We start from the raw sequence: 18,719 nt of genomic DNA, 5'->3' as shown, positions 1-18,719 counted from the left end.
ATGGCGATCTTCCTCACCGAGAACAGCAAGATCATTGTCCAGGGGATCACCGGCTCCGAGGGCACCAAGCACACCAAGAAGATGCTGGCCGCCGGCAGCAACCTGGTCGGCGGCGTGAACCCGCGCAAGGCCGGCCAGAAGGTCGACTTCGACGGGACCGAGCTGCCGGTGTTCGGCACCGTGGCCGAGGCGATGAAGGAGACGGGCGCCGACACGTCGGTCATCTTCGTGCCGCCGAAGTTCGCCAAGGACGCGATCATCGAGGCGGTCGACGCCGAGATCCCGCTCGCGGTGGTCATCACCGAGGGCATCCCGGTGCACGACTCGACCGCGGCCTGGGCGTACGCGTCGGCCAAGGGCAACAGGACCCGCATCGTCGGCCCGAACTGCCCCGGCGTCGCGAGCCCCGGCAAGTCGTACGCCGGCATCATCCCGGCCAGCATCACCGGCCCGGGCCGGATCGGCCTGGTGTCGAAGTCCGGGACGCTGACCTACCAGATGATGTACGAGCTGCGCGACATCGGCTTCTCCACCGCGGTCGGCATCGGCGGTGACCCGGTCATCGGGACCACCCACATCGACTGCCTGGCGGCGTTCGAGGCGGACCCGGAGACCGACGCGATCGTGATGATCGGCGAGATCGGCGGCGACGCCGAGGAGCGCGCCGCCGACTACATCAAGGCGCACGTGACGAAGCCGGTCGTCGGCTACGTCGCCGGCTTCACCGCGCCGCCCGGCAAGACCATGGGGCACGCCGGCGCGATCATCTCCGGTTCCTCCGGTACCGCCGCGGCGAAGAAGGACGCGCTGGAGGCGGCCGGGGTCAAGGTCGGCAAGACGCCGACCGAGACCGCGAACCTGATGCGCGAGCTGATGCAGAAGTAGGACCCGTCGCGCGGCGGCGCACCGCGACCGCCGCGGCTCGGGCACGAAGAAGGGGCACACCGCGTGGTGTGCCCCTTCTCGCGTTGGCTAGTAGGTGCTGGTGGCAGCGGAGTTGGCGGCCATCAGACCGCCGCAGCTGGCCAGCCCGAAGATCAGGCAGCTCAGCACGTACCAGCAGATGCCGATGATGGTGGCGAGCTTCGCCCACTTCTTGGCGTCCTCGGACGCCGCCTGCGCGCCCATGTAGTCACCAGCGGCGACTGCGGCGTTGCAGCGGCTGGCGGCCATGATCGCCGGGATGGCGAGCGGCCAGAACAGGAAGATGGCACCGATCGCCCAGCCCATGTGGCTGTTGACCGGCTCCTGGGGCGCGCCAGGCGGGGGTCCCTGCTGGTACCCCGGTGGGGGAGGCATACCCGGCTGCATCGTTCTCCTTAGAGGGGTGTGTTGGGTCGGGTGCGGGTCAGCGTAATGAAGCGGCGCCACACCCGGAACACCCTGGTCGGCATCAGATGATGCCGTACGCACGCAACTTGACTCGTTTGCGGGGCGATGATCACGTCGGGTGACGGTGGCCGGCTTTTCGATGCCGATGCCGGCCGCACCGCGTGTCGTTGCGGCGATCCGGCCGCCGATGGTGTTCGGTGAGAGCGTCATGTCCGTCACCGAACCGAGCACCGCTCCCGCCGAGGACTCCCCACCCGCGCCGGCGACGACCACTCCCGATGCCGCGCCGCTGGGGCGTGCCTCGGTGTTCGTCGCGGCCGCCGCGACCGCCGGCTGGGCCGCGCTCGTCTCCTTCGTCCCGCTGCTGGTGCTGGTCCTGCTCGGCTGGCTGGTCGCCGGCGGGGCCGGCGCCGCCACCAGCGCGCTCCGGGTCGCCGGCGCCGCCTGGCTGCTCGGCAACGGCGTGCCGATCCACACCCCGATCGGGCCGTACGGGCTGGTGCCGCTCGCGCTGACCGCGTTCATCGGCTGGCGGCTGGTCCGGGCCGGCGGCAACACCGCCCGGGCGCTCGGGGACCGGCGCGCCGCGCTGCTCGGCGCGGTCGGCGTCGCCGTCGGGTACGGCCTGCTCGCCGCGCTGCTGGCGCTGCTGGTGTCCGGGCCAGAGGTGTCCGTCCCGGTGCCGCGAGCGTTCCTCACCGCCGGCGGGTTCGCGCTGGTCTGCGCGGTGGTCGGGGTCGCGCACCGGAGCGGCATGCTGCGGCACATCGGCGGCCAGCTCTCCCCGGCCGTACGGCTCGGGCTGCGCTCCGGCGCGTTCGCCGCGGTGACCCTGCTCGGGCTCGGCGCGTTCACTGCCGGCGGTTCGCTCGCCTGGCACGCCGACCGAGCCGCGGACACGTTTCGCGCGTACCAGGCCGGTCCGGTCGGCGACATCGGCCTGACGCTGCTCTGCCTGCTGTACGCGCCGACCGTCTCGGTGTGGGCGGTGGCCTACCTGTCCGGGCCGGGTTTCGCGTTCGGCGCGCACACCGCGGTCGGCATCGGCGGCGTGCATCTCGGGCCGGTGCCGGCGATACCGCTGCTCGCGGCGCTGCCGACGAGCGCGGCGCCGGCCACTGGTGCGCTGCTGCTCGGGTTGCCGCTGCTGGTCGGGGTGGCGACCGGCTGGCTCGCCGCCCGCCGCGACACCGGGCCCGGGCTGACCCCGCTGCTGCTCGCGACCGCGCTGTCCGGCGCGGTGGCGGGTGCGCTGTTCGCGGTGGCGGGCGCGCTGTCGGCCGGCAGCCTCGGCGGCGGCCGGCTCGCCACGATCGGACCGTCCTGGTGGCAGCTCGGGCTGGCGGTGGCCGGCCTGATCGGGCTCGCCGCGATGGCCGCCGGGCTCACCGCCCGCACCATCGCCCGGGTCCGTCCGCGACCGGCACCGACCGGCTCGACGAACCTGGGGCCCACGGCCACGGCCACTGCCACGGCCGAGACCGACGGCCCAGCGGCCGGGACGAGCGGTCTCGGCGACGGCTCGGTGGCGGCGGGCGCGGCCGGCGAGGCCGGCGAGGCCGGCGAGGCCGGCGGCTCGGGTGCGGGCGGTGCGGCCGGCGGCTCGGGCGCGGTCGCACCCGCCCGCGGTGGCACGGCGAGCGCGGCCGGGTCAGAGGAGCAGGCCGACCCCGTGCAGGATCCAGCCGCCGAGCCCGCAGCAGGCCGCCAGCACCCAGCAGATCGGCCCGGCGACGAAACCGGCGCGGGTCCAGCGACGTGACTCGTTCGCGTTGTCCTGGGCGAGGCCGACCTGACCCGCCCGGTACGCGATCCGGGCCCGCCGGGCGTCGATGGTCGCCGGCAGCGCGAACGGCGGGAACAGCAGAAACATCGCCACCGCGGTCCCCAGGTTGGCGCTGAACGGCACCGCCCGGCGGGCGGCGGGGTACCGGGCTGCGGTGCCGGCGCCGGTCGTGGTGCCGGCGGTGGCTGCGGGGCGGGTGCGGGCTGCGGTGCGGCGTACGGCTGGTGTGGCGGTGGGTTCGGCAGCGGCGGCAACACCTCGCCTTCCAGCACCGGCTCCGGCCGGGCCTGCGGCGGCACCGGGCGACCCCCCGGTGCGGGGGAGCCGGCGTGCGGCGGCGTGGGGCCCCGCGGCGGGTCGGGCTGGCCGGGCTGCGTCATCGGCTCCTCGCAAACCATCGCTGGATGGGCGAAAGCTTAGCGGCCGTTCGCCGCGCGGTCGTCCGAGCCGACGCACCGGGGCTCGATCGCGCCCTGCGCCTATCGGGGCCGGGCGGCCGGTTCAGGATGCGCCGGGCTCGCTGCGGGCATCCGGTTCGCGGGACGCAGCGCCCAGGAGGCGACCACCAGCAACGTGATGGCCGCGGTGACGACGAGGTGATAGCCGCCGGCACCGTAGTCGTGCCGGACCAGGTGCGAGATGAAGGCCCCGGACATGTTGAAGAACATTCCGGCGTACGCCCACTCCTTGAGCCGCCCGAATCTCGGCACCAGGATCGCCGCGCTGCCGAGCAGTTTCCACGTCGCGATGATGGACAGGAAGTACGTGGGATACCCCAGGATGGTGTGCGTCTCGAGGGTGCCGTACTGCCGGGTCATCTCGCCGTAGGCGCCGGTGCTCAGGACGAACACCAGGATCAGGGTGCTGGACCAGTACGCGATCATGCGCAACCGCGCCCTTGTGGCGGGCCGGGTCTCGCGTCGCTCGATCGTGGTCATCGGGGGTTCCTCTTCCTCGCCAGGCCGCTCGGTTCGGGACAGCTGGTTGACCGGTGCGGCGGGAGGAATGTGACACGCCTGGTTCGCGACCCGACCGGATCCCGTCGAGGCCGACACCGGCCGCGGCGACGGCGGACGAGCCGCGCACCGGGTGGGCGGCCCGGCCACCCACCCGGCGGACGCGGTCACCCCTGGTTCTGGACGTTGCGCACCCAGTTGGCGCTGACGCCGGTGATGACCAGGATGATCTGGACGATGAAGATCACGGCGCCGATGATCCCCAGGATCAGGCCCACCGTGCCCATCGTCTTGTTGGTGGCCTGACCGGCGTCGGCCTTCTTCCGGCCGAGGATGCCGAGCACGATCGCCGGGACGCCGGCCCACACGCCGGCGTAGAAGCAGCAGATCACGATCGACACGATGCCGGCGATCATCGACAGCAGGTTGAGCACGTTGCCGCTGCTGTCCGGCGTCCCGCCGGCCTGGTACGGCGGGGGCGGCGGCGGTACGCCGGGGCCGCCGGGCGCGCCGTACCCGGGCTGCTGGCCGTACTCGCCGGGCTGGCCGTACGGCGTGCCGGGCGGTTGCCCGTACGGCGGGCCGGACGGCTGCCCGTACTCGCCGGGCGGTGGCCCGGACGGCTGGCCGTACTCGCCGGGCTGACCCGGGTACCCGCCGGGTTGGCCCGGGTAGCCACCGGGCTGGCCCGGCGGCGGTCCGGGTGGCCCGGACGGCTGGCCGTAGGGCGGGCCCGAGGGCTGGCCGGGCGGGCCCGAGGGCTGGCCGTAGGGCGGCCCCGAAGGCTGTCCCGGGTAGCCGCTTGGCGGGCCGGACGGTGGGCCGGGCGGCCGGTCGGACGGGCCACCGTAGCCGGGTTCGGGGCGGGGCCGGCCGCCGTGGTCCGGATCCTCCGGCTCGCCCGGCCCGCGCGGTGGTGGCGGTGGGTATGTCACGGTGCTGGTCCCCCCTCGTCCGGTCGCTGCCTCCCGGCGGCGACCGTGCGCGTTGTCTCCGACCCCCCAGTCTTACCGGCCGGACGTGCGCGATGCGGCTGGACGGGCGAATTGCGCCGGTCCGGGGTGGCCGGGCGGGGCGGGGGCTCGGGTCGGGCTTCCCGGGCACCGCCGACGCCCGGGTGGCGGGCCGCACCATGCGGGTGAGCTGGCTCCTGCCGGGCGCCGGCCGCGCGTGGGGCGCCCGGTCGTACCGGCTATCGTGTGGGCGTCGCCGCTGCTGAGGGCGGTCAGCCGCGCCGACGTGCACGGACCGCTGGGGCGCGGTCCGGGTCGATCCGGCCGTCGCGACGGCACGGCCGAAACCGCCGGAGGAGTAGCGCGTGGCAGCTCGCCTCGTCGTCCTGGTGTCCGGGGCGGGGTCCAACCTGCAGGCGTTGCTCGACGCCTGCGCCGACCCGGCGTACGGCGCGACCGTGGTGGCGGTCGGCGCCGACCGGCCGGGCGTCGAGGGGCTGGCCCGCGGTGCGCGCGCCGGTGCCGACACGTTCGTGGCGCGGGTCGGTGACTTTCCCGATCGGGCCGCCTGGGACGTCGCGCTGACCGAGCAGGTCGCCAAGTACCAGCCGGACCTGGTGGTCTCGGCCGGTTTCCTGAAGCTCGTCGGGCCGGCGTTCCTGGCCGAGTTCGGTGGCCGCTACCTCAACACGCACAACGCGCTGCTGCCGGCGTTCCCCGGCATCCACGGTCCGCGAGACGCCCTCGCGTACGGTGTCAAACTCGCCGGTGCCACGTTGTTCCTGGTGGACGAGGGTGTCGACACCGGCGCGATCATCGCCCAGGTGGCGGTCCCGGTGCTCGACGACGACACCGAGGAAAGCCTGTCCGAGCGCATCAAGCAGGCCGAACGGCCGCAGCTGGTGGAGTACGTCGGCCGGATGGTCCGGGAGGGCTGGACGGTCACCGGAAGAAAGGTCACCGTTCCGTGAGCGACATCGCGAGGAAGCCGATCCGCCGCGCGCTGATCAGCGTGTACGACAAGACCGGCCTGGAGACGCTGGCCCGGGCGCTGGCCGATGCCGGCGTGGAGATCGTGTCGACCGGCAACAGCGCCCGCACGATCTCCTCGTACGGCGTGCCGGTGACGCCGATCGAGCAGCTCACCGGGTTCCCGGAGTGCCTGGACGGGCGGGTCAAGACGCTGCACCCGAAGGTGCACGCCGGCCTGCTCGCCGACGTCCGGCGCGACGAGCACGTCAAGCAGCTGGCCGAGCTCGGCGTCGAGCCGTTCGACCTGCTGGTGAGCAACCTGTACCCGTTCCGGCAGACGGTGGCCTCGGGCGCGTCGTTCGACGAGTGCATCGAACAGATCGACATCGGCGGGCCGGCGATGGTGCGCAGCTCGGCGAAGAACCACGCGAACGTCGCGGTGGTCGTCTCGCCGGAGCTGTACCCGGAGCTGATCGAGGCGATCGCGGCCGGTGGCACCACGCCCGAGCAGCGCCAGCGGTACGCGCTGGGCGCGTTCCGGCACACCGCGTCGTACGACGTGGCGGTCGCGTCCTGGCTGGGCGGCCAGACCGAGGACGGCTTCCCCGGCTGGACCGGCGCCACCTGGGACCTCGCCACCACCCTGCGGTACGGGGAGAACCCGCACCAGCAGGCGGCGCTGTACACGCACTGGCGGCCGGGCCTGGCACACGCCGAGCAGCTGCACGGCAAGGAGATGTCGTACAACAACTACACCGACACGGATGCGGCGTGGCGGGCGGCGCACGACTTCACCGAGCCGTGCGTGGCGATCATCAAGCACGCCAACCCGTGCGGCATCGCGGTCGGCGCCGACGTGGCCGACGCGTACGCGAAGGCGCAGGCCTGTGACCCGCTGTCGGCGTACGGCGGGGTCATCGCGGCGAACACCGCGGTCACCGAGCCGATGGCCCGGCACATCGCCGAGGCGAGCTTCGCCGAGGTGGTGGCGGCGCCGGACTTCGAGCCGGCCGCGGTCGAGGTGCTCAGCAACCGCTGGAAGAACGTCCGGCTGCTGCGGGTGCCGGCCGAGGCGGCGCCGGACCCGGTGGAGTTCCACGGCATCTCCGGTGGCGTGCTGATGCAGACCGTGGACAAGGTCGACGCGCCCGGCGACGACCCGGCGAACTGGACACTGGCCGCCGGCGAGCCGGCCGACGAGGCGACCCTGGCCGACCTGGTGTTCGCCTGGCGGGCGATCCGCGCGGTCAAGTCGAACGCGATCCTGCTGGCGGCCGACCGCGCCACCACCGGCGTCGGGATGGGCCAGGTCAACCGGGTCGACGCCGCCCGGCTGGCGGTGCAGCGGGCCGGCGCCGAGCGGGCCGCCGCGTCGGTGGGCGCCTCGGACGCCTACTTCCCGTTCCCGGACGGTCTGGAGGTGCTGGCCGAGGCGGGCGTGCGCGCCGTCGTCGAGCCGGGCGGGTCGAAGCGCGACCCGGAGGCGATCGCCGCCGCGAAGGCCGCCGGCGTCACCCTCTACTTCACCGGTACCCGCCACTTCTTCCACTGATCGCCGGCGCCGCCGGTCACCCACCTCGCATCCGGCGGGGTTGACCCTGACGCAGGGTCAACCCCGCAGGATGGCGGCATGGACAGCCACCTCGCCGGAGCGCAGGCACCGCGCCCCTTCACCGTCGACCACGACGGCGTCACCATCGCCGCCGCCCGGGGCGGCGCTGGCCGCCCGCTGGTCCTGTGCCCGGGACTGAACGCCACGCAGGCAGATCTCGCCGAGCTGGCGGGCGCCCTGCGCCGGCACGTCGACCTGGTCACCTTCGACCTGCGCGGTCACGGCCGCTCGTCGGCCGCCGCCGACTACTCCGTCGCCGCGTTCGGTCGCGACCTGGCCGCCGTACTGGCCGCGGCCGGACCGATGGCGACCGCGCCGGTGCTCGTCGGGTACTCGATGGGTGCGGACCTGGCCGTGCGCCACGCCGCCGAACATCCCGGCGCGGTGGCCGGGCTGGTACTGCTGGACGGGGCGAACCCGGTGCCGGAACCGGTCGTGACCGAGCCGGTTGCCGCGCTGCTCCGGGCCGCCTGGACGGAGCTGGCGGTACGGCAGGCCGGTCGGGACCGCGCGCACCGGGTGGTGTTGACCGCCGAGGAGATCCTCGATCTCAACGTGGAGATCGACGGGGTGCGCGCCACGATCCTCGACCGGTACCGCCGGATCGACGTGCCGGTCAGCATGATCATGTCGACCGCGATGGCGGGCGACGCCGCCGACGACCACGTCGCGCGGCTCAACGAGAACTGGCGGGCCGGGGTCGGGCGGCTGGTCCGCGAGCGCCCCGGGGTCGACCTGCATTGGGTCGAGGCCGATCACGGTCTCGTCTTCAGCCACCCCGCCGAGATCGTGCGGATCATGCTGGGTACGCCGGCCGTCGGGTCGACCGGCTGACCAACGGGGGCCACGGTGTTGACCATCGGTGAGCTGGCGGCGTACGCCGGCGTGACCGTCCGTGCGGTCCGCCACTACCACGCGAGGGGGCTGCTGCCGGAACCGGAGCGGGACGGCTCCGGCTACCGCCGGTACGACGCCGGCGCCGTGGTCGAGTTGATCAGGATCCGGACGCTGGCCGAGGCCGGCGTCCCGCTGGCCCGCGTCGATGAGCTGCTGCGCGCCGACGGGCCCAGTTTCGCGGCCGCGATCGCGGAGATCGACACCAGGCTCGATGCCGAGATCCAGCGGCTGCGCCGGCACCGGGAACACCTCGCCCGGCTCGCCGCCGGCGACGGCCTGACGCTGCGGCCCGAGGTGGTCGACCATCTCGACCGGATGCGGGCGCTGGGCATCGACGAGCGGATCGTCCGGGCCGAGCGGGACGGCTGGATCCTGCTCGACGCCCAGTCGCCCGAACGGGTCCCGGACTGGATCGCCGGCAAGTCCGAGCAGCTCGCCGACCCGCGGTTCGTCGGGTTCTACCGCACCCTGGGCCGCGCGCTGGACCAGCCCGCCGACGCGCCCCTGGCGGCCCTCGCCGACGAGCTGGCCGACCACCTCGGCCAACTGGGTGAGGGGTACGTCGACGACCTCGGCGTCGAGCCGACGATGGTACGGCTGATGGACGCGCTGGCATTCGACACCGTGCCGGCCGCCCGCCGGCTGATCGCGCTGCTGCGGCAACGCGGCTGGACCGGCTGGACCCGGCTGGAACAGCGCGATCCGCCCGCCGCCGGACACCGCGACACCGGCCCCGGCGCCGGTTAGCGCACCTGGCACCGGGGCGGACGCCCGGCACCGAGCCGGGCGCGCGGTCAGCCCATCCGGTCGAGGTCGGCGGGGGTGACCTCGTGTTCCAGCGGGCGGCCGGACCGGTAGCGGTCGATCTCGGCGAGGACGATGTCGCCCTGGCGGCGCCGGCCCTCGACCGTCCCGGCGGCCTGGTGCGGGGTGAGCAGCACGTTGCGCAGGCCGCGCAGCGGGTGGTCGGCGGGCAGCGGTTCGGCGTCGTACACGTCGATCGCGGCGTCGAGCCGGCCGGTGGCCAGCTCGGCGAGCAGCGCGTGCTCGTCCACCAGCCAGGACCGGGCGGTGTTGACCAGGCCGGCACCGTCCGGCATCAGCGCCAGCTCCCGGGCGCCGATCAGGTGCCGCGTCTCCGGCAGTACCGGGGCGTGCAGGACGACGATCCGCGAGGAACGCAGCAGCGTGTCCAGGTCGGTACGGCGTACCCCGAGCGCGGCGGCGTCCGCCTCGGTGAGCAGCGGGTCGGCGACCGACACCGTGGCGCCGAGCGCCCGGGCCATCGCGATGTACGCCCGGCCGGTACGGGAGGCGCCGACGACCCCGATCGGGCAGCCGGCGATCTCGTGCCGGGCCGGGGCGCCCGATGCCTGGTCCCAGCCGGTACCGGCGTGCAACGCGTGGTCGAACCGGGGCAACTGGTGCAGCAGTGCCAGGGTGAACGCGAGCGCCACCTCGCCGACCGCCGGCGCCATCGCCTGCCCGGCCTGCGTGACGCGGACGCCCCGGTCGAACAGCTCGTCGGTGACGAAGAACTTGACGGTGGCGCCGGTGTGCGCCACCAGCCGCAGCCGCGGCGCGAGGTCCAGCAGCTCGGCGGACAGCCGCGGCTGACCCCAGCTGGTCACCAGGATCTCCGTGCCGGGCAGCGCCGCGGCGAGCCCGGTATGGTCGTCCACCAGCCGGAATCCGGGCAGCCCGGCCGGGAAGAACTGGCGACGCAGCGCGGGGGACACGCTCACCAGCACCGGATGGTCGATCATCGTGCTCCCTTCGGATGGCAGGATTCGGGCAGGACACGTCCGGGGACCGGGAGGGGGAGCGGGTGGGCGACGAGCTGGCCGACACGACGCCGCGGCTGACCGAGGCGATCCGCGGTCGGTTGATCGCCGCGCCGGTGACCCCGATGGACGAATCGGCGCACATCGCCCCCGCCGACCTCGACCGGTACGCGGCGGCCATCGCCGGCGCGGTCGACGGCGTCTGCGTCTGGGCGCACACCGCCCGTGGCCTGGAGCTCACCGACACCCAGCGGGACGCGGTACTCGCCGCGTTCCGGGCCGCGACCGACGGGCCGCTGCTCGCCGCGGTCGGCCCGCCGGCCGGCACCGGCGACGACTTCGCCAGCCAGTGCGCCGCGACCGCCCGGCTGGCCGAGCGGGCCGCGGCCGGCGGCGCGGACGCGCTGATGGTCTACCCGGTGTCGAGCCTGCGCGCACCGCAGACCCGGGCGGAGCGGACGATCCGGCTGCACGCCGAGGTGGCCGCCGCGGCCGGGTTGCCGGTGACCGGCTTCCTGCTGTACCCCGAGGCGGGTGGGGTCAGCTACCCGCCGGCGCTGCTGACCGAGCTGGCGGCGCGGCCGGAGGTGTTCGGCGTCAAGCTGGCCACCCTGTACGACGCGGTGGCCTGCCAGGACGCGATCGCGGCGATCCATGCCGGCGGTGCGCTCGCGATCACCGGCGAGGACCGGATGTTCGGCCCGTCGCTGCTCTGGGGCGCGGATGCCGCGCTGGTCGGTGTGGCGGCCGCGGTCGCCGAGCTGTCCGCCCGGCTGGTGCACGCCTGGTTCGCCGGCGAGACGGCGGCGTTCGTGGTGGCGGCGCGGCGGCTGGACCGGTTCGCCGCCGCGGTGTTCCGCGACCCGATGGACGGGTACGTGCAGCGCATGCTCTGGGCGGCCGAGCGCGAGGGCATCATCCCGGCGGCGTCGGCGCACGACCCGCACGGGGTCCGGCCGGACCCGGCCGAGCGCGCCGCCGTCGCCGCCGCCTACCGGGACGCGGTCGGCGGCTGACCGCCGGCGCGCGGCAGCTCCACCGGGGCACTCGCCGCCGGCCACCCCGCGGCGGCCCGCGGCGGCCCCACCTGGGCAGTCACCGCCGGCCACCGCGCTGGGGTCGGCGGCGGCCTCACCGGGGCGGTCATCGCCGGCCACCCCGCTGCGGTCCGCGGCGGCGGCCGGAATGCGGTCCGTCACCGGGCGGCGTACGCGGCTTCGGCCGGGGCGGCGAGGTCGAACAGTGCCGCGGCGTTGCGCCAGTACAGCGCCTCGGCGGTGGCCGGGTCCAGCGCGGCGTCCTCGACCTGACCGAACGACACCGCCGGGTCGATCAGCGTGGCGTCGGTGCCGAACAGCAGCTGCCCGGCCGGTACCCGGGCGGCGACGTGCGCGACCTGGCCGGCGTCGGTGATCGAGCAGGACGGTTCGAGGTAGAGCCGGTCGCAGTCGCGGGCGGCCTCGGCGGCGAGGTCCCAGCGGTTCGCGCCCATGTGCGCGGCGATCACCCGCAGCCGCGGGTTGGCGGCGAGCAGGCCGGGCAGGTCGAGCACGTCACCGCCCCAGGTGTGGATCAGGATCGTCGCCGCGTACTCGTTCAGCAGCGCGAACGTGTCGCGCATCTGCGGCGAGGAGATCTCCCGGCGCGGGTACCCGGTGTGGATCTTGACGCCGCAGAACAGCCCCGTGCCGGCGTACCGGCGCAGGTCGGCCTCGGTGGCGGCCGGATCGTTCGGGTTCGCCACCAGGTAGCCGCGCAGCCGCGGGTTCGCGGCGAGGATCTCGGCGAGCCGGGCGTTGCCGCCGGGCGCGTCGTAGGTGACCGCCTCGGACGCGGAGACGATCTGCAGGCTGATGCCCCACTCGTCCATCACCCGCAGGTTCTCGGCGACGTCGCCGATGTCCATCGCGAAGAACCACGGACCCCAGTGCCCGTGCACGTCGATCACCGGATGGTTCTTCACGGCTTCACCCTGTTCTTCAGGAGGGCTTCGAGGGTGCCGCCGGTGACGGCGGCCCAGTCGGCGTCGGACAGCCGGGCGTGCCGCATCCGCAGCACCGCCGGCGATGTGTCGTGCAGCGGGGTGCGGGAGCCGAACGTGAGATGGCCGGCCCCCACCTCGCCCACGACGGTCTCGATCGAGTCGGGTGCGTTCAACAGCCGGGTGGACGCGACGAAGCCGGGCTCGCGCCGGGCCAGCAGCACGAAGTCGGCCAGGTGGTACGCGTGTACGTCGAGGAACACCACCCGCGCGCCGCGGTCGGCGAACGCCGGCCAGCAGCTGCGTATGTCGCCCTCCACCAGCGGCAGCAGACCCCGGGCCAGCACCTCGTCGACGACGTGCCGGTAGCCGGGGAACACCGGTTCGCAGCCCTGCAGCGGACCGAACAGCCGCACCGCGCGTACTCCGGCGGCGCGGATCCGGTCCAGCTCGGCCTCGGCCCGCAGCGCGTGCCGCAGGTTGATCGTGCCGACCGGGACGAATCCGGGACCGGCGGCGAGCGTCTCGGTGTTGCCGTCGATGTCGTCGAACCAGGCGCCCCGGCCGGAGCAGACCAGCCCGGTCTCGATGCCGGCGGCGGTGAGTTTCGCGCGTACCGCCTCGGGGCGGAAGTCGAGCTCGGCCCGGGCCGGCCAGGTACCGCAGAGGGTGTCGCAGTCGTACCGGATCGGCTCAGCGCGCATGATGCTTGGCCACCTTCCGTACCGCCTCGACGATGTCGTCGACGTCCCGCTCGGTGAACCGCTCGTTGCACTGCAGCACGAGCAGGGTGCGGCCGATCAGGTCCTCGGCGACCGGGCAGTCGCCGGCCGCGTACCGGATCTCGGTGCGGGCCGGCGGCGAGGTGAACGGGAAGTCGGAGGTACCGAAGACGTGCCGTTCGGTCAGCGCCGGGTTGAGGTAGACGGGCCGGTCCAGGTAGCCGGCGGTGACCGGGATGCCTTCGGCGGCCAGCGCGGCGCCGAAGCGGGCGTTGTCGGCGCCGGCGACGTCCGGGTCGAGCAGCATCGGGAACAGCCAGAAGCTGTGCCGCTCGATCTCGGCCGGCGCGGGCAGCCGCAGGCCGGGCAGGTCGGCGAGACCGTCGACCAGCCGGCGGGCCACCGACCGGCGGGCGGCGACCACGCCGGCCAGCCGGGTCAGCTGCACCCGAGCGACGGCGCCGACCAGTTCGGTCATCCGGTAGTTGAGGCCGTAGAACAGGTGGGTGCGCTCGCCGGTGTCGCGCGGCCAGCCCTTGTCGGCGAACAGCCGCATCCGCCGGGCGAGCGCCGGATCGTCGGTGACGGTCAGCCCGCCGTCGCCGGCGCTGATGTGCTTGGACTGCTGCAGGCTGAAGCAGCCGATGTCGCCGCGGGTGCCGGCCCAGGTGGTGCCGCCGGCCGGCACCGTCAGGTACGCCTGGGCGCAGTCCTCGATGACCGCGACGCCGCGCGGCCGGCACAGCGCGACGATCTCGTCGATCGGCGCCGGCCCGCCGAACAGGTGTACCGCGAGGACGGCCCGGGTGCGCTCGGACAGTTTGGCCGCGACGGTCTGCGCGGTGAGGCAGCCGGTGACCGGGTCGACGTCGGCGAAGATCGGCACCGCGTTGCAGGCCAGTACGGCGATCACGGTGCCGAAGTCGGTGATGGGCGGGACGATCACCTCGTCTCCGGGCTCGGGGTCGATCGCGGCGACCGCCAGGTGCAGCGCGGCGGTACCGGACGTGCTGGCCACCGCGTGCCCGACACCCAGGTAGCCGGCGAACTCGCGCTCCAGCGCGTCGACCTCGGTGCCGGTGACGCGCCACAGCGCGCCGGACGCGACGACTCGGGCCGCGGCGGCTGCCTCGGCGGCGCCGAAGGTCCGGCCGGACGCGTCCGAGACGGTGGGGAAGGGCGTGTCGCGTACCGGTGTGCCGCCGTCGAGGGCGAGCGTCATCGTGCCTCCTGCGGCTCGGCCGGCCGGCGGGTCGGCAGCGCGCAGGTGCGCCGGGCGGGTCGGTGGTGGCGTGCTGCAGGCCGGCAGGTACGGCCGATTATGGTCGCGACCGTAAGGCCAGGCAAGGGGAAGGCGGCAGGTAGTCCCATTGACCGCATGTCCGCACCGGCGCTACCGTCCTGCAGCGAACCATTTGAGCCATGACCTTAATTGGCAATAAGGCACCATCGAGCTCGTGGTCTTGGAGGCACCGTGCCCACACCCCGACACGCTCCCCACCCCGACGCGTCCGCCGCTCCCCGCCGCGGCGAACCGCACCCCGAACTGAGCGGGCGGCTGTCCCGCCGTACCTTCGTTGTCGCCCTCGGCGGCGCCGTCGCGGCCGGTGCGCTGCCCGGCGCCGCCCTCACCGGCCCGGCCCTCGCCGGTCCGGCACCCGCGACCGCCGCCGCGACGCTGGCCGACCTCGGCATCCCGCTCTCCGACGTACTGGCCATCGGCGGCGCCGTGGGCCCCGGCCCGGACGGCCGGCCGGTGCTGTGGTCGGCGGTGTCCGGCGACCCGGCGCACCTGGTCGCGGTCGACCCGCGTACCGCGAAGACCGTCTCCAGCCAGCCGCTGACTGGGGCCCCCGGGTCCTACGGGGTGGCGCTCGGTCCGGACGGCACCGTCTGGGTCGGCGCGTACGGCACCGGGCAGCTGTTCCGCCGGCCGCCGGGACGGCAGAGCGAGATCGAGGACCTCGGCCAGCCACTGCCCGGCGAGTCGTACGTCTGGCGGCTGGCCGTCGACGACGCCGGCGTCGTGTACGGCTGCACCTACCCGCACGCCCGCGCGTTCGGCTACGACCCGGCGACCGGCGCGGTGCGCGACTACGGCACGGTCGTACCGGGCATGTCGTACGCCCGCAGCATCGCCACCGACGGCGGGAAGCTGTACGTCGGTACCCAGCCGGACGCGCACCTGGTGGAGATCGACATCGTCACCGGCGCCCGCCGCGAGCTGCCGCTGCCGGCCGAGGTCGGCGACGGCGCCGGCAGCACCGTGTACGACCTGGACGCCTACCGCGGCCTGGTGTACGCCCGGTTCGGCTCCGCCATCGACGGCAGCCTCGGGATCTGGGACACCCGCCGGCAGAGCTGGGGGCCGCTGCGCGACCACGTCGCCGGGCTGGACGTGTCCGAGCCGGGGCCCGGCGGCCTGGTCTACTACACCCGCGGCGGGGAACTGACCGGGCTGCTGCCGCGCACCGGTACCGAGGTCGGCACCGGGCTGACGTTCGCCGGCCGGGTGGTCAACAACCGCGGCATCGGCTGGGTCGACCTGCCCGACCGGGACCACCCGGGACGGACGCTGGTCGGGCTGCTGTGGCGCGGCGAGATGTTCCGCTACAACCCGAAGACCGGCGCCGGGGAACTCAGCGCGACCGACCTCCCGGGCGAGCCGATCCCGCTGGCCAGCCTCGCGGTCGGGGCCACCGGGCGGCTGTGGGCCGGCGGGTACCTCAACGGCGGGCTCGCACAGCTGGATCCGCAGACCGGATCGCCGACGTTCCACCGGTTCGCGCAGACCGAGAGCGTCCTCGACCTGGGCGACTCGATCTGGCTCGGCACCTACCCGGACGCCCGGCTCTACCGGTACGACCCGAGCCAGCCGTGGAGCAGCGCGGAGTACTCGCCGGGGCCGGCCGGCACCCCGGACAACCCGGTGAAGGTCGTCGACCTGCACGACCACGACCAGGTACGGGCCCGGGCCAGCGTCGACGCGGGCGACCACGTCGCGTACGGCACGATGCCGAACACGACGTTGGGTGGCGCGCTGGTGGTGGTGGCCAAGGCGACCAACGCGGCGAGCGTGCACCGGCCGGTGGTCACCGACCAGTCGATCGTGTCGCTGGCGTACACCGGCGGCACGATCGTCGGCGGCACCTCCATCCACGGCGGCTACTCGGTGCCGGCGCCGACGCAGACCGAGGCGAAGCTGTTCGGCTTCGACCCGGTGGCCGAGGCGAAGACGTTCGAGGCGGTACCGGTACCGGGCGCCGAGTCGGTCGACGGCCTGGCCGTCGACGCCGACGGCGGCGTGTGGGGGCTCGCCGCGGGCACCCTGTTCGCCTTCGATCTGCCCAGCCGTACCGTGACCCGCCAGGTCGCGGTCGCCACCGGCACCGGCCGGCTCGGCTACCACGCCGGGTCGGACACCTTCCTCGTCCTGGCCGGCGGCGCGCTGCACCGGGTGGCGCGCGCCGACCTCACGGTGAGCACGGTGCTCGACACCGACGCCGACTACCTCGCGGTCGCCCCGGACGGCACCGCCTTCCTCGGCGCCAACACCCGCGTCTACCGGGTGGTGCCGGGATGAGCCGCGGCAGGATCGGACAGCTGCGGCGGATCGTCGCGGCGCTGCTGATCGGCGGCCTCGCCGCTGCGTCGGTCGTGGCCGGCCCGGCCGCGGCCGAGCCGGCGCCGCCGGACGCCGGTACCGCGAGCGCCGCGGGGCGGGTGGACGACCTGGGGCCGGCCTCCGAGGTCACCTCGACCGGGGTGGCCGAGCCGGTCGGTGACCTGGTGTACACCGCCACGTCCGGGGTGTCGCCGGTGCAGGTGGCCGCGTTCGACCCGGCGAGCCACCGGATCACCGGCACCGTCGACCTGCCGACCGGCGAGGGCACCTGGGCGATGACGCACGTCGGCACCGACCTCTACGTCGGCACGTACGCGCCGGGTGACCTGTACCGGATCGACACGACGACCGGCACCGTGACCAGGGTGGCGCACTTCGGCTCGTTCGTCTGGTCGATCGCCGCGGCCCCGGACGGCACGATCGTGGCCGGCACCTACCCGGACGCCGGGGTCTGGAGCTACGACCCGGCCACCGGCCAGACCCGCGGCTACGGCGCCGCGGTCGCGGGCGAACAGTACGCGCGCAGCATCGCGGCGACCGACACCACGATCTTCGCCGGCGTCGGCACGCACGCGCACCTGATCGCGATCGACCGGGCCACCGGCGACCGTACCGACGTGCTGCCCGCCCAGTACGCGAACCGTACGTTCGTGGCGACGCTGGCGCTGTCCGGCGACACGCTCGCCGCCGGACTGTCGCCGACCGGCACCATGCTGGTGTTCCGGCTGGACGACCTGGCACACCCGGTCGAGGTGCAGGCCGACCCGGCCGAGCACTACGTCACCGCGATCACCGTGCACGGCGACTCGATCTACCTCGGTACCCGGCCGGCCGGCGTGCTGTGGCGCTACGACACGGCGGGCGACACCGTCACCCGGCTCGGCTCGCCGTACGACGGGGCGTACTTCAACCGCATCATGGTCGGCGCCGACGATGCCGTGACCGCGGAGCTGACCAGTACGTTCGTCGACTACGACGCGGCGTCGGGCAGTTTCGACGGCACCGACCTGACCGCGGCCGGGCTACCACCGGCGCCGGAGCTGGCCATGCAGGTGACCGCGACCGACGACCGGGTCCTGGTCAGCGGCAAGGCCGGGGTCCAGGTGCACGACCTCGCCACCGGGGTCAGCCACCGGACGTTCCTGGCCGGCGAGGCGAAGACCATGACGCCGGTCGGCGGGCAGGTCTACCTCGGCGTGTACACCCTGGCCCGGCTGTTCTCGGTCGCGCCGGACGGTACCGGGCTGCACCAGGTCGGCGACGTGGCGAACGAGCAGACCCGGCCGACCGACGCGGTGTACGACCCGGCGGTGGGCAAGCTGCTGGTCACCACCGAAGCCGACTACGGCAAGTACGGCGGGGCGCTGGCCTGCTTCGATCCGCGCACCGGCGCGGTGCGGGTGTACCGCGGTGTGTTGCCGGACCAGTCGGTGCGTTCGGTCGCCGCCGCCGGCGGCACCGCCTACCTGGGTAGCGAGATCCGCAACAGCCTGGGTACCGACCCGATCGTCGAGGAAGCGACGCTGTCCGCGTTCGACCTGCGCCGCGGCACGGTGCGCTGGCAGCTGACGCCGGTACCGGGTGCCGGGCAGATCACCGACCTGGCGCTGTGGCGCGGCACGCTCTACGGCACCACAGACACCGGGACCCTGTTCGCCTTCGACCCCGGTACCCGAACCGTGCTGTCCACCGTGGACGTCGGCGCCGGCGCCACCCTGGTCACCGCGCGCGGCCAGCTCTACGGCGCCACCGGCGACCGCATCTTCCGGGTCAACGGCGACGGCACCACGACCACGCTGCTCGACGACCTCGCCGCCGAAACGTACGGCCCACCCATGCTCGCCCCCGCCCCCGACGGCCGCTCCCTCTACACCCTCCGCCACCGCAACCTCATCCGCCTCTGGCTCTGACCCCCACGTGGGTGTGTGTCCACAACGGACACACACCCACCCGACCCCGCACACCGAACGCCGAAGCACGAGCACCGAAGGCCCGAGGCGCGAAGCACGAGGCCCGAGCACGAGACCCGAAGCGGCATGGCTCCCCGACGCGAGCCCCGTAGCGGCATGGCTCCCCGACGGCGAGCACCGGCCCCCGAC

Annotated in this window: 17 protein-coding genes; 10 read left to right on the top strand and 7 right to left on the bottom strand. The window is 74.3% G+C overall.

Going from position 1 to position 18,719, the window contains the following annotated elements; translation table 11 throughout:
* Complete coding sequence (gene sucD / locus Athai_RS25830; RefSeq protein WP_203963900.1) at positions 1-885, top strand: succinate--CoA ligase subunit alpha; 885 nt, start codon at positions 1-3, stop codon at positions 883-885.
* Positions 886-972: 87 nt separating this feature from the next.
* Here the strand turns inward: sucD and Athai_RS25825 are convergent, their stop codons facing one another.
* On the bottom strand, positions 973-1,299 hold the full coding sequence (locus tag Athai_RS25825; protein WP_203963899.1) for a CD225/dispanin family protein: 327 nt from the start codon (positions 1,297-1,299) through the stop codon (positions 973-975).
* A 241-nt stretch (positions 1,300-1,540) separates the two neighbouring features.
* Here Athai_RS25825 and Athai_RS25820 point away from each other — a divergent pair, with 241 nt between their 5' ends.
* Positions 1,541-3,094 (top strand): cell division protein PerM, encoded by a 1,554-nt coding sequence (locus tag Athai_RS25820; RefSeq protein WP_203963898.1) that lies wholly within the window; start codon positions 1,541-1,543, stop codon positions 3,092-3,094.
* Positions 3,095-3,597: 503 nt separating this feature from the next.
* On the opposite strand, the gene Athai_RS25815 is transcribed toward Athai_RS25820, so the two are convergent.
* Positions 3,598-4,056, bottom strand: coding sequence for a DoxX family protein (locus Athai_RS25815; protein WP_203963897.1), 459 nt, complete (start codon positions 4,054-4,056; stop codon positions 3,598-3,600).
* 185 nt (positions 4,057-4,241) lie between these two features.
* Complete coding sequence (locus Athai_RS25810; protein WP_203963896.1) at positions 4,242-4,490, bottom strand: hypothetical protein; 249 nt, start codon at positions 4,488-4,490, stop codon at positions 4,242-4,244.
* On the opposite strand from Athai_RS25810, the gene Athai_RS25805 reads away from it, so the two are divergent.
* From Athai_RS25805 to Athai_RS25785, 5 genes are all read left to right on the top strand, one after another.
* Positions 4,477-4,719, top strand: coding sequence for a hypothetical protein (locus tag Athai_RS25805; protein ID WP_203963895.1), 243 nt, complete (start codon positions 4,477-4,479; stop codon positions 4,717-4,719). The two genes, Athai_RS25810 and Athai_RS25805, sit on opposite strands and share 14 nt — an antisense overlap.
* Positions 4,720-5,392: 673 nt before the next feature.
* Positions 5,393-5,998 carry a phosphoribosylglycinamide formyltransferase gene (gene purN / locus Athai_RS25800; protein ID WP_203963894.1) on the top strand — a complete coding sequence of 202 codons (606 nt, stop codon included), beginning with the start codon at positions 5,393-5,395 and terminating at the stop codon, positions 5,996-5,998.
* Positions 5,995-7,551: a bifunctional phosphoribosylaminoimidazolecarboxamide formyltransferase/IMP cyclohydrolase gene (gene purH / locus Athai_RS25795; protein ID WP_239157168.1), complete on the top strand. Its 1,557-nt coding sequence runs from the start codon at positions 5,995-5,997 to the stop codon at positions 7,549-7,551. Before purN ends, purH begins: the two co-directional genes overlap by 4 nt.
* Positions 7,552-7,629: 78 nt before the next feature.
* A complete protein-coding gene (locus Athai_RS25790) occupies positions 7,630-8,445 on the top strand; it encodes an alpha/beta fold hydrolase (protein WP_203963893.1) in 816 nt (271 codons plus the stop codon).
* 15 nt (positions 8,446-8,460) lie between these two features.
* Positions 8,461-9,255 (top strand): MerR family transcriptional regulator, encoded by a 795-nt coding sequence (locus Athai_RS25785; protein WP_203963892.1) that lies wholly within the window; start codon positions 8,461-8,463, stop codon positions 9,253-9,255.
* Between the two features lie 47 nt (positions 9,256-9,302).
* Here Athai_RS25785 and Athai_RS25780 read toward each other — a convergent pair whose 3' ends face one another.
* Complete coding sequence (locus Athai_RS25780; RefSeq protein WP_203963891.1) at positions 9,303-10,274, bottom strand: hydroxyacid dehydrogenase; 972 nt, start codon at positions 10,272-10,274, stop codon at positions 9,303-9,305.
* Positions 10,275-10,288: 14 nt separating this feature from the next.
* On the opposite strand from Athai_RS25780, the gene Athai_RS25775 reads away from it, so the two are divergent.
* Positions 10,289-11,308 (top strand): dihydrodipicolinate synthase family protein, encoded by a 1,020-nt coding sequence (locus Athai_RS25775; RefSeq protein WP_203963890.1) that lies wholly within the window; start codon positions 10,289-10,291, stop codon positions 11,306-11,308.
* A gap of 179 nt (positions 11,309-11,487) precedes the next feature.
* On the opposite strand, the gene Athai_RS25770 is transcribed toward Athai_RS25775, so the two are convergent.
* From Athai_RS25770 to Athai_RS25760, 3 genes are read right to left on the bottom strand one after another with little or no spacing between them, the layout of a single operon-like run.
* Positions 11,488-12,255 (bottom strand): amidohydrolase family protein, encoded by a 768-nt coding sequence (locus Athai_RS25770; RefSeq protein ID WP_203963889.1) that lies wholly within the window; start codon positions 12,253-12,255, stop codon positions 11,488-11,490.
* Positions 12,252-12,977 (bottom strand): amidohydrolase family protein, encoded by a 726-nt coding sequence (locus Athai_RS25765; protein ID WP_203963888.1) that lies wholly within the window; start codon positions 12,975-12,977, stop codon positions 12,252-12,254. The genes Athai_RS25770 and Athai_RS25765 overlap by 4 nt, the downstream gene beginning before the upstream one ends.
* Positions 12,967-14,217: a DegT/DnrJ/EryC1/StrS family aminotransferase gene (locus Athai_RS25760; protein ID WP_203963887.1), complete on the bottom strand. Its 1,251-nt coding sequence runs from the start codon at positions 14,215-14,217 to the stop codon at positions 12,967-12,969. The genes Athai_RS25765 and Athai_RS25760 overlap by 11 nt, the downstream gene beginning before the upstream one ends.
* A 252-nt stretch (positions 14,218-14,469) precedes the next feature.
* Here Athai_RS25760 and Athai_RS25755 point away from each other — a divergent pair, with 252 nt between their 5' ends.
* Together Athai_RS25755 and Athai_RS25750 are read left to right on the top strand one after the other, a co-directional pair.
* Positions 14,470-16,578, top strand: coding sequence for a ligand-binding sensor domain-containing protein (locus Athai_RS25755; protein WP_203963886.1), 2,109 nt, complete (start codon positions 14,470-14,472; stop codon positions 16,576-16,578).
* Positions 16,575-18,530, top strand: coding sequence for a PQQ-binding-like beta-propeller repeat protein (locus tag Athai_RS25750; protein WP_203963885.1), 1,956 nt, complete (start codon positions 16,575-16,577; stop codon positions 18,528-18,530). Before Athai_RS25755 ends, Athai_RS25750 begins: the two co-directional genes overlap by 4 nt.
* Positions 18,531-18,719: the final 189 nt, after the last annotated feature.

This window comes from Actinocatenispora thailandica, from assembly GCF_016865425.1.
In the GTDB taxonomy this organism is placed as follows: Bacteria; Actinomycetota; Actinomycetes; order Mycobacteriales; family Micromonosporaceae; genus Actinocatenispora; species Actinocatenispora thailandica.
The sequence above is the reverse complement of the archived record's forward strand: the minus strand, read 5'-3'. Positions and strand labels throughout refer to the sequence as shown.

Bases quoted from the DNA above. Each gene is read 5' to 3' on its own strand.
- Athai_RS25790 (WP_203963893.1), top strand. From the start codon at position 7,630: ATGGACAGCCACCTCGCCGGAGCGCAGGCACCGCGCCCCTTCACCGTC.
- Athai_RS25815 (WP_203963897.1), bottom strand. From the start codon at position 4,056: ATGACCACGATCGAGCGACGCGAGACCCGGCCCGCCACAAGGGCGCGG.
- Athai_RS25825 (WP_203963899.1), bottom strand. From the start codon at position 1,299: ATGCCTCCCCCACCGGGGTACCAGCAGGGACCCCCGCCTGGCGCGCCC.
- Athai_RS25775 (WP_203963890.1), top strand. From the start codon at position 10,289: ATGGCAGGATTCGGGCAGGACACGTCCGGGGACCGGGAGGGGGAGCGG.
- Athai_RS25805 (WP_203963895.1), top strand. From the start codon at position 4,477: ATGCCGGCGATCATCGACAGCAGGTTGAGCACGTTGCCGCTGCTGTCC.
- Athai_RS25780 (WP_203963891.1), bottom strand. From the start codon at position 10,274: ATGATCGACCATCCGGTGCTGGTGAGCGTGTCCCCCGCGCTGCGTCGC.
- sucD (WP_203963900.1), top strand. From the start codon at position 1: ATGGCGATCTTCCTCACCGAGAACAGCAAGATCATTGTCCAGGGGATC.
- Athai_RS25810 (WP_203963896.1), bottom strand. From the start codon at position 4,490: ATGATCGCCGGCATCGTGTCGATCGTGATCTGCTGCTTCTACGCCGGC.
- Athai_RS25820 (WP_203963898.1), top strand. From the start codon at position 1,541: ATGTCCGTCACCGAACCGAGCACCGCTCCCGCCGAGGACTCCCCACCC.
- Athai_RS25760 (WP_203963887.1), bottom strand. From the start codon at position 14,217: ATGACGCTCGCCCTCGACGGCGGCACACCGGTACGCGACACGCCCTTC.
- Athai_RS25765 (WP_203963888.1), bottom strand. From the start codon at position 12,977: ATGCGCGCTGAGCCGATCCGGTACGACTGCGACACCCTCTGCGGTACC.
- Athai_RS25750 (WP_203963885.1), top strand. From the start codon at position 16,575: ATGAGCCGCGGCAGGATCGGACAGCTGCGGCGGATCGTCGCGGCGCTG.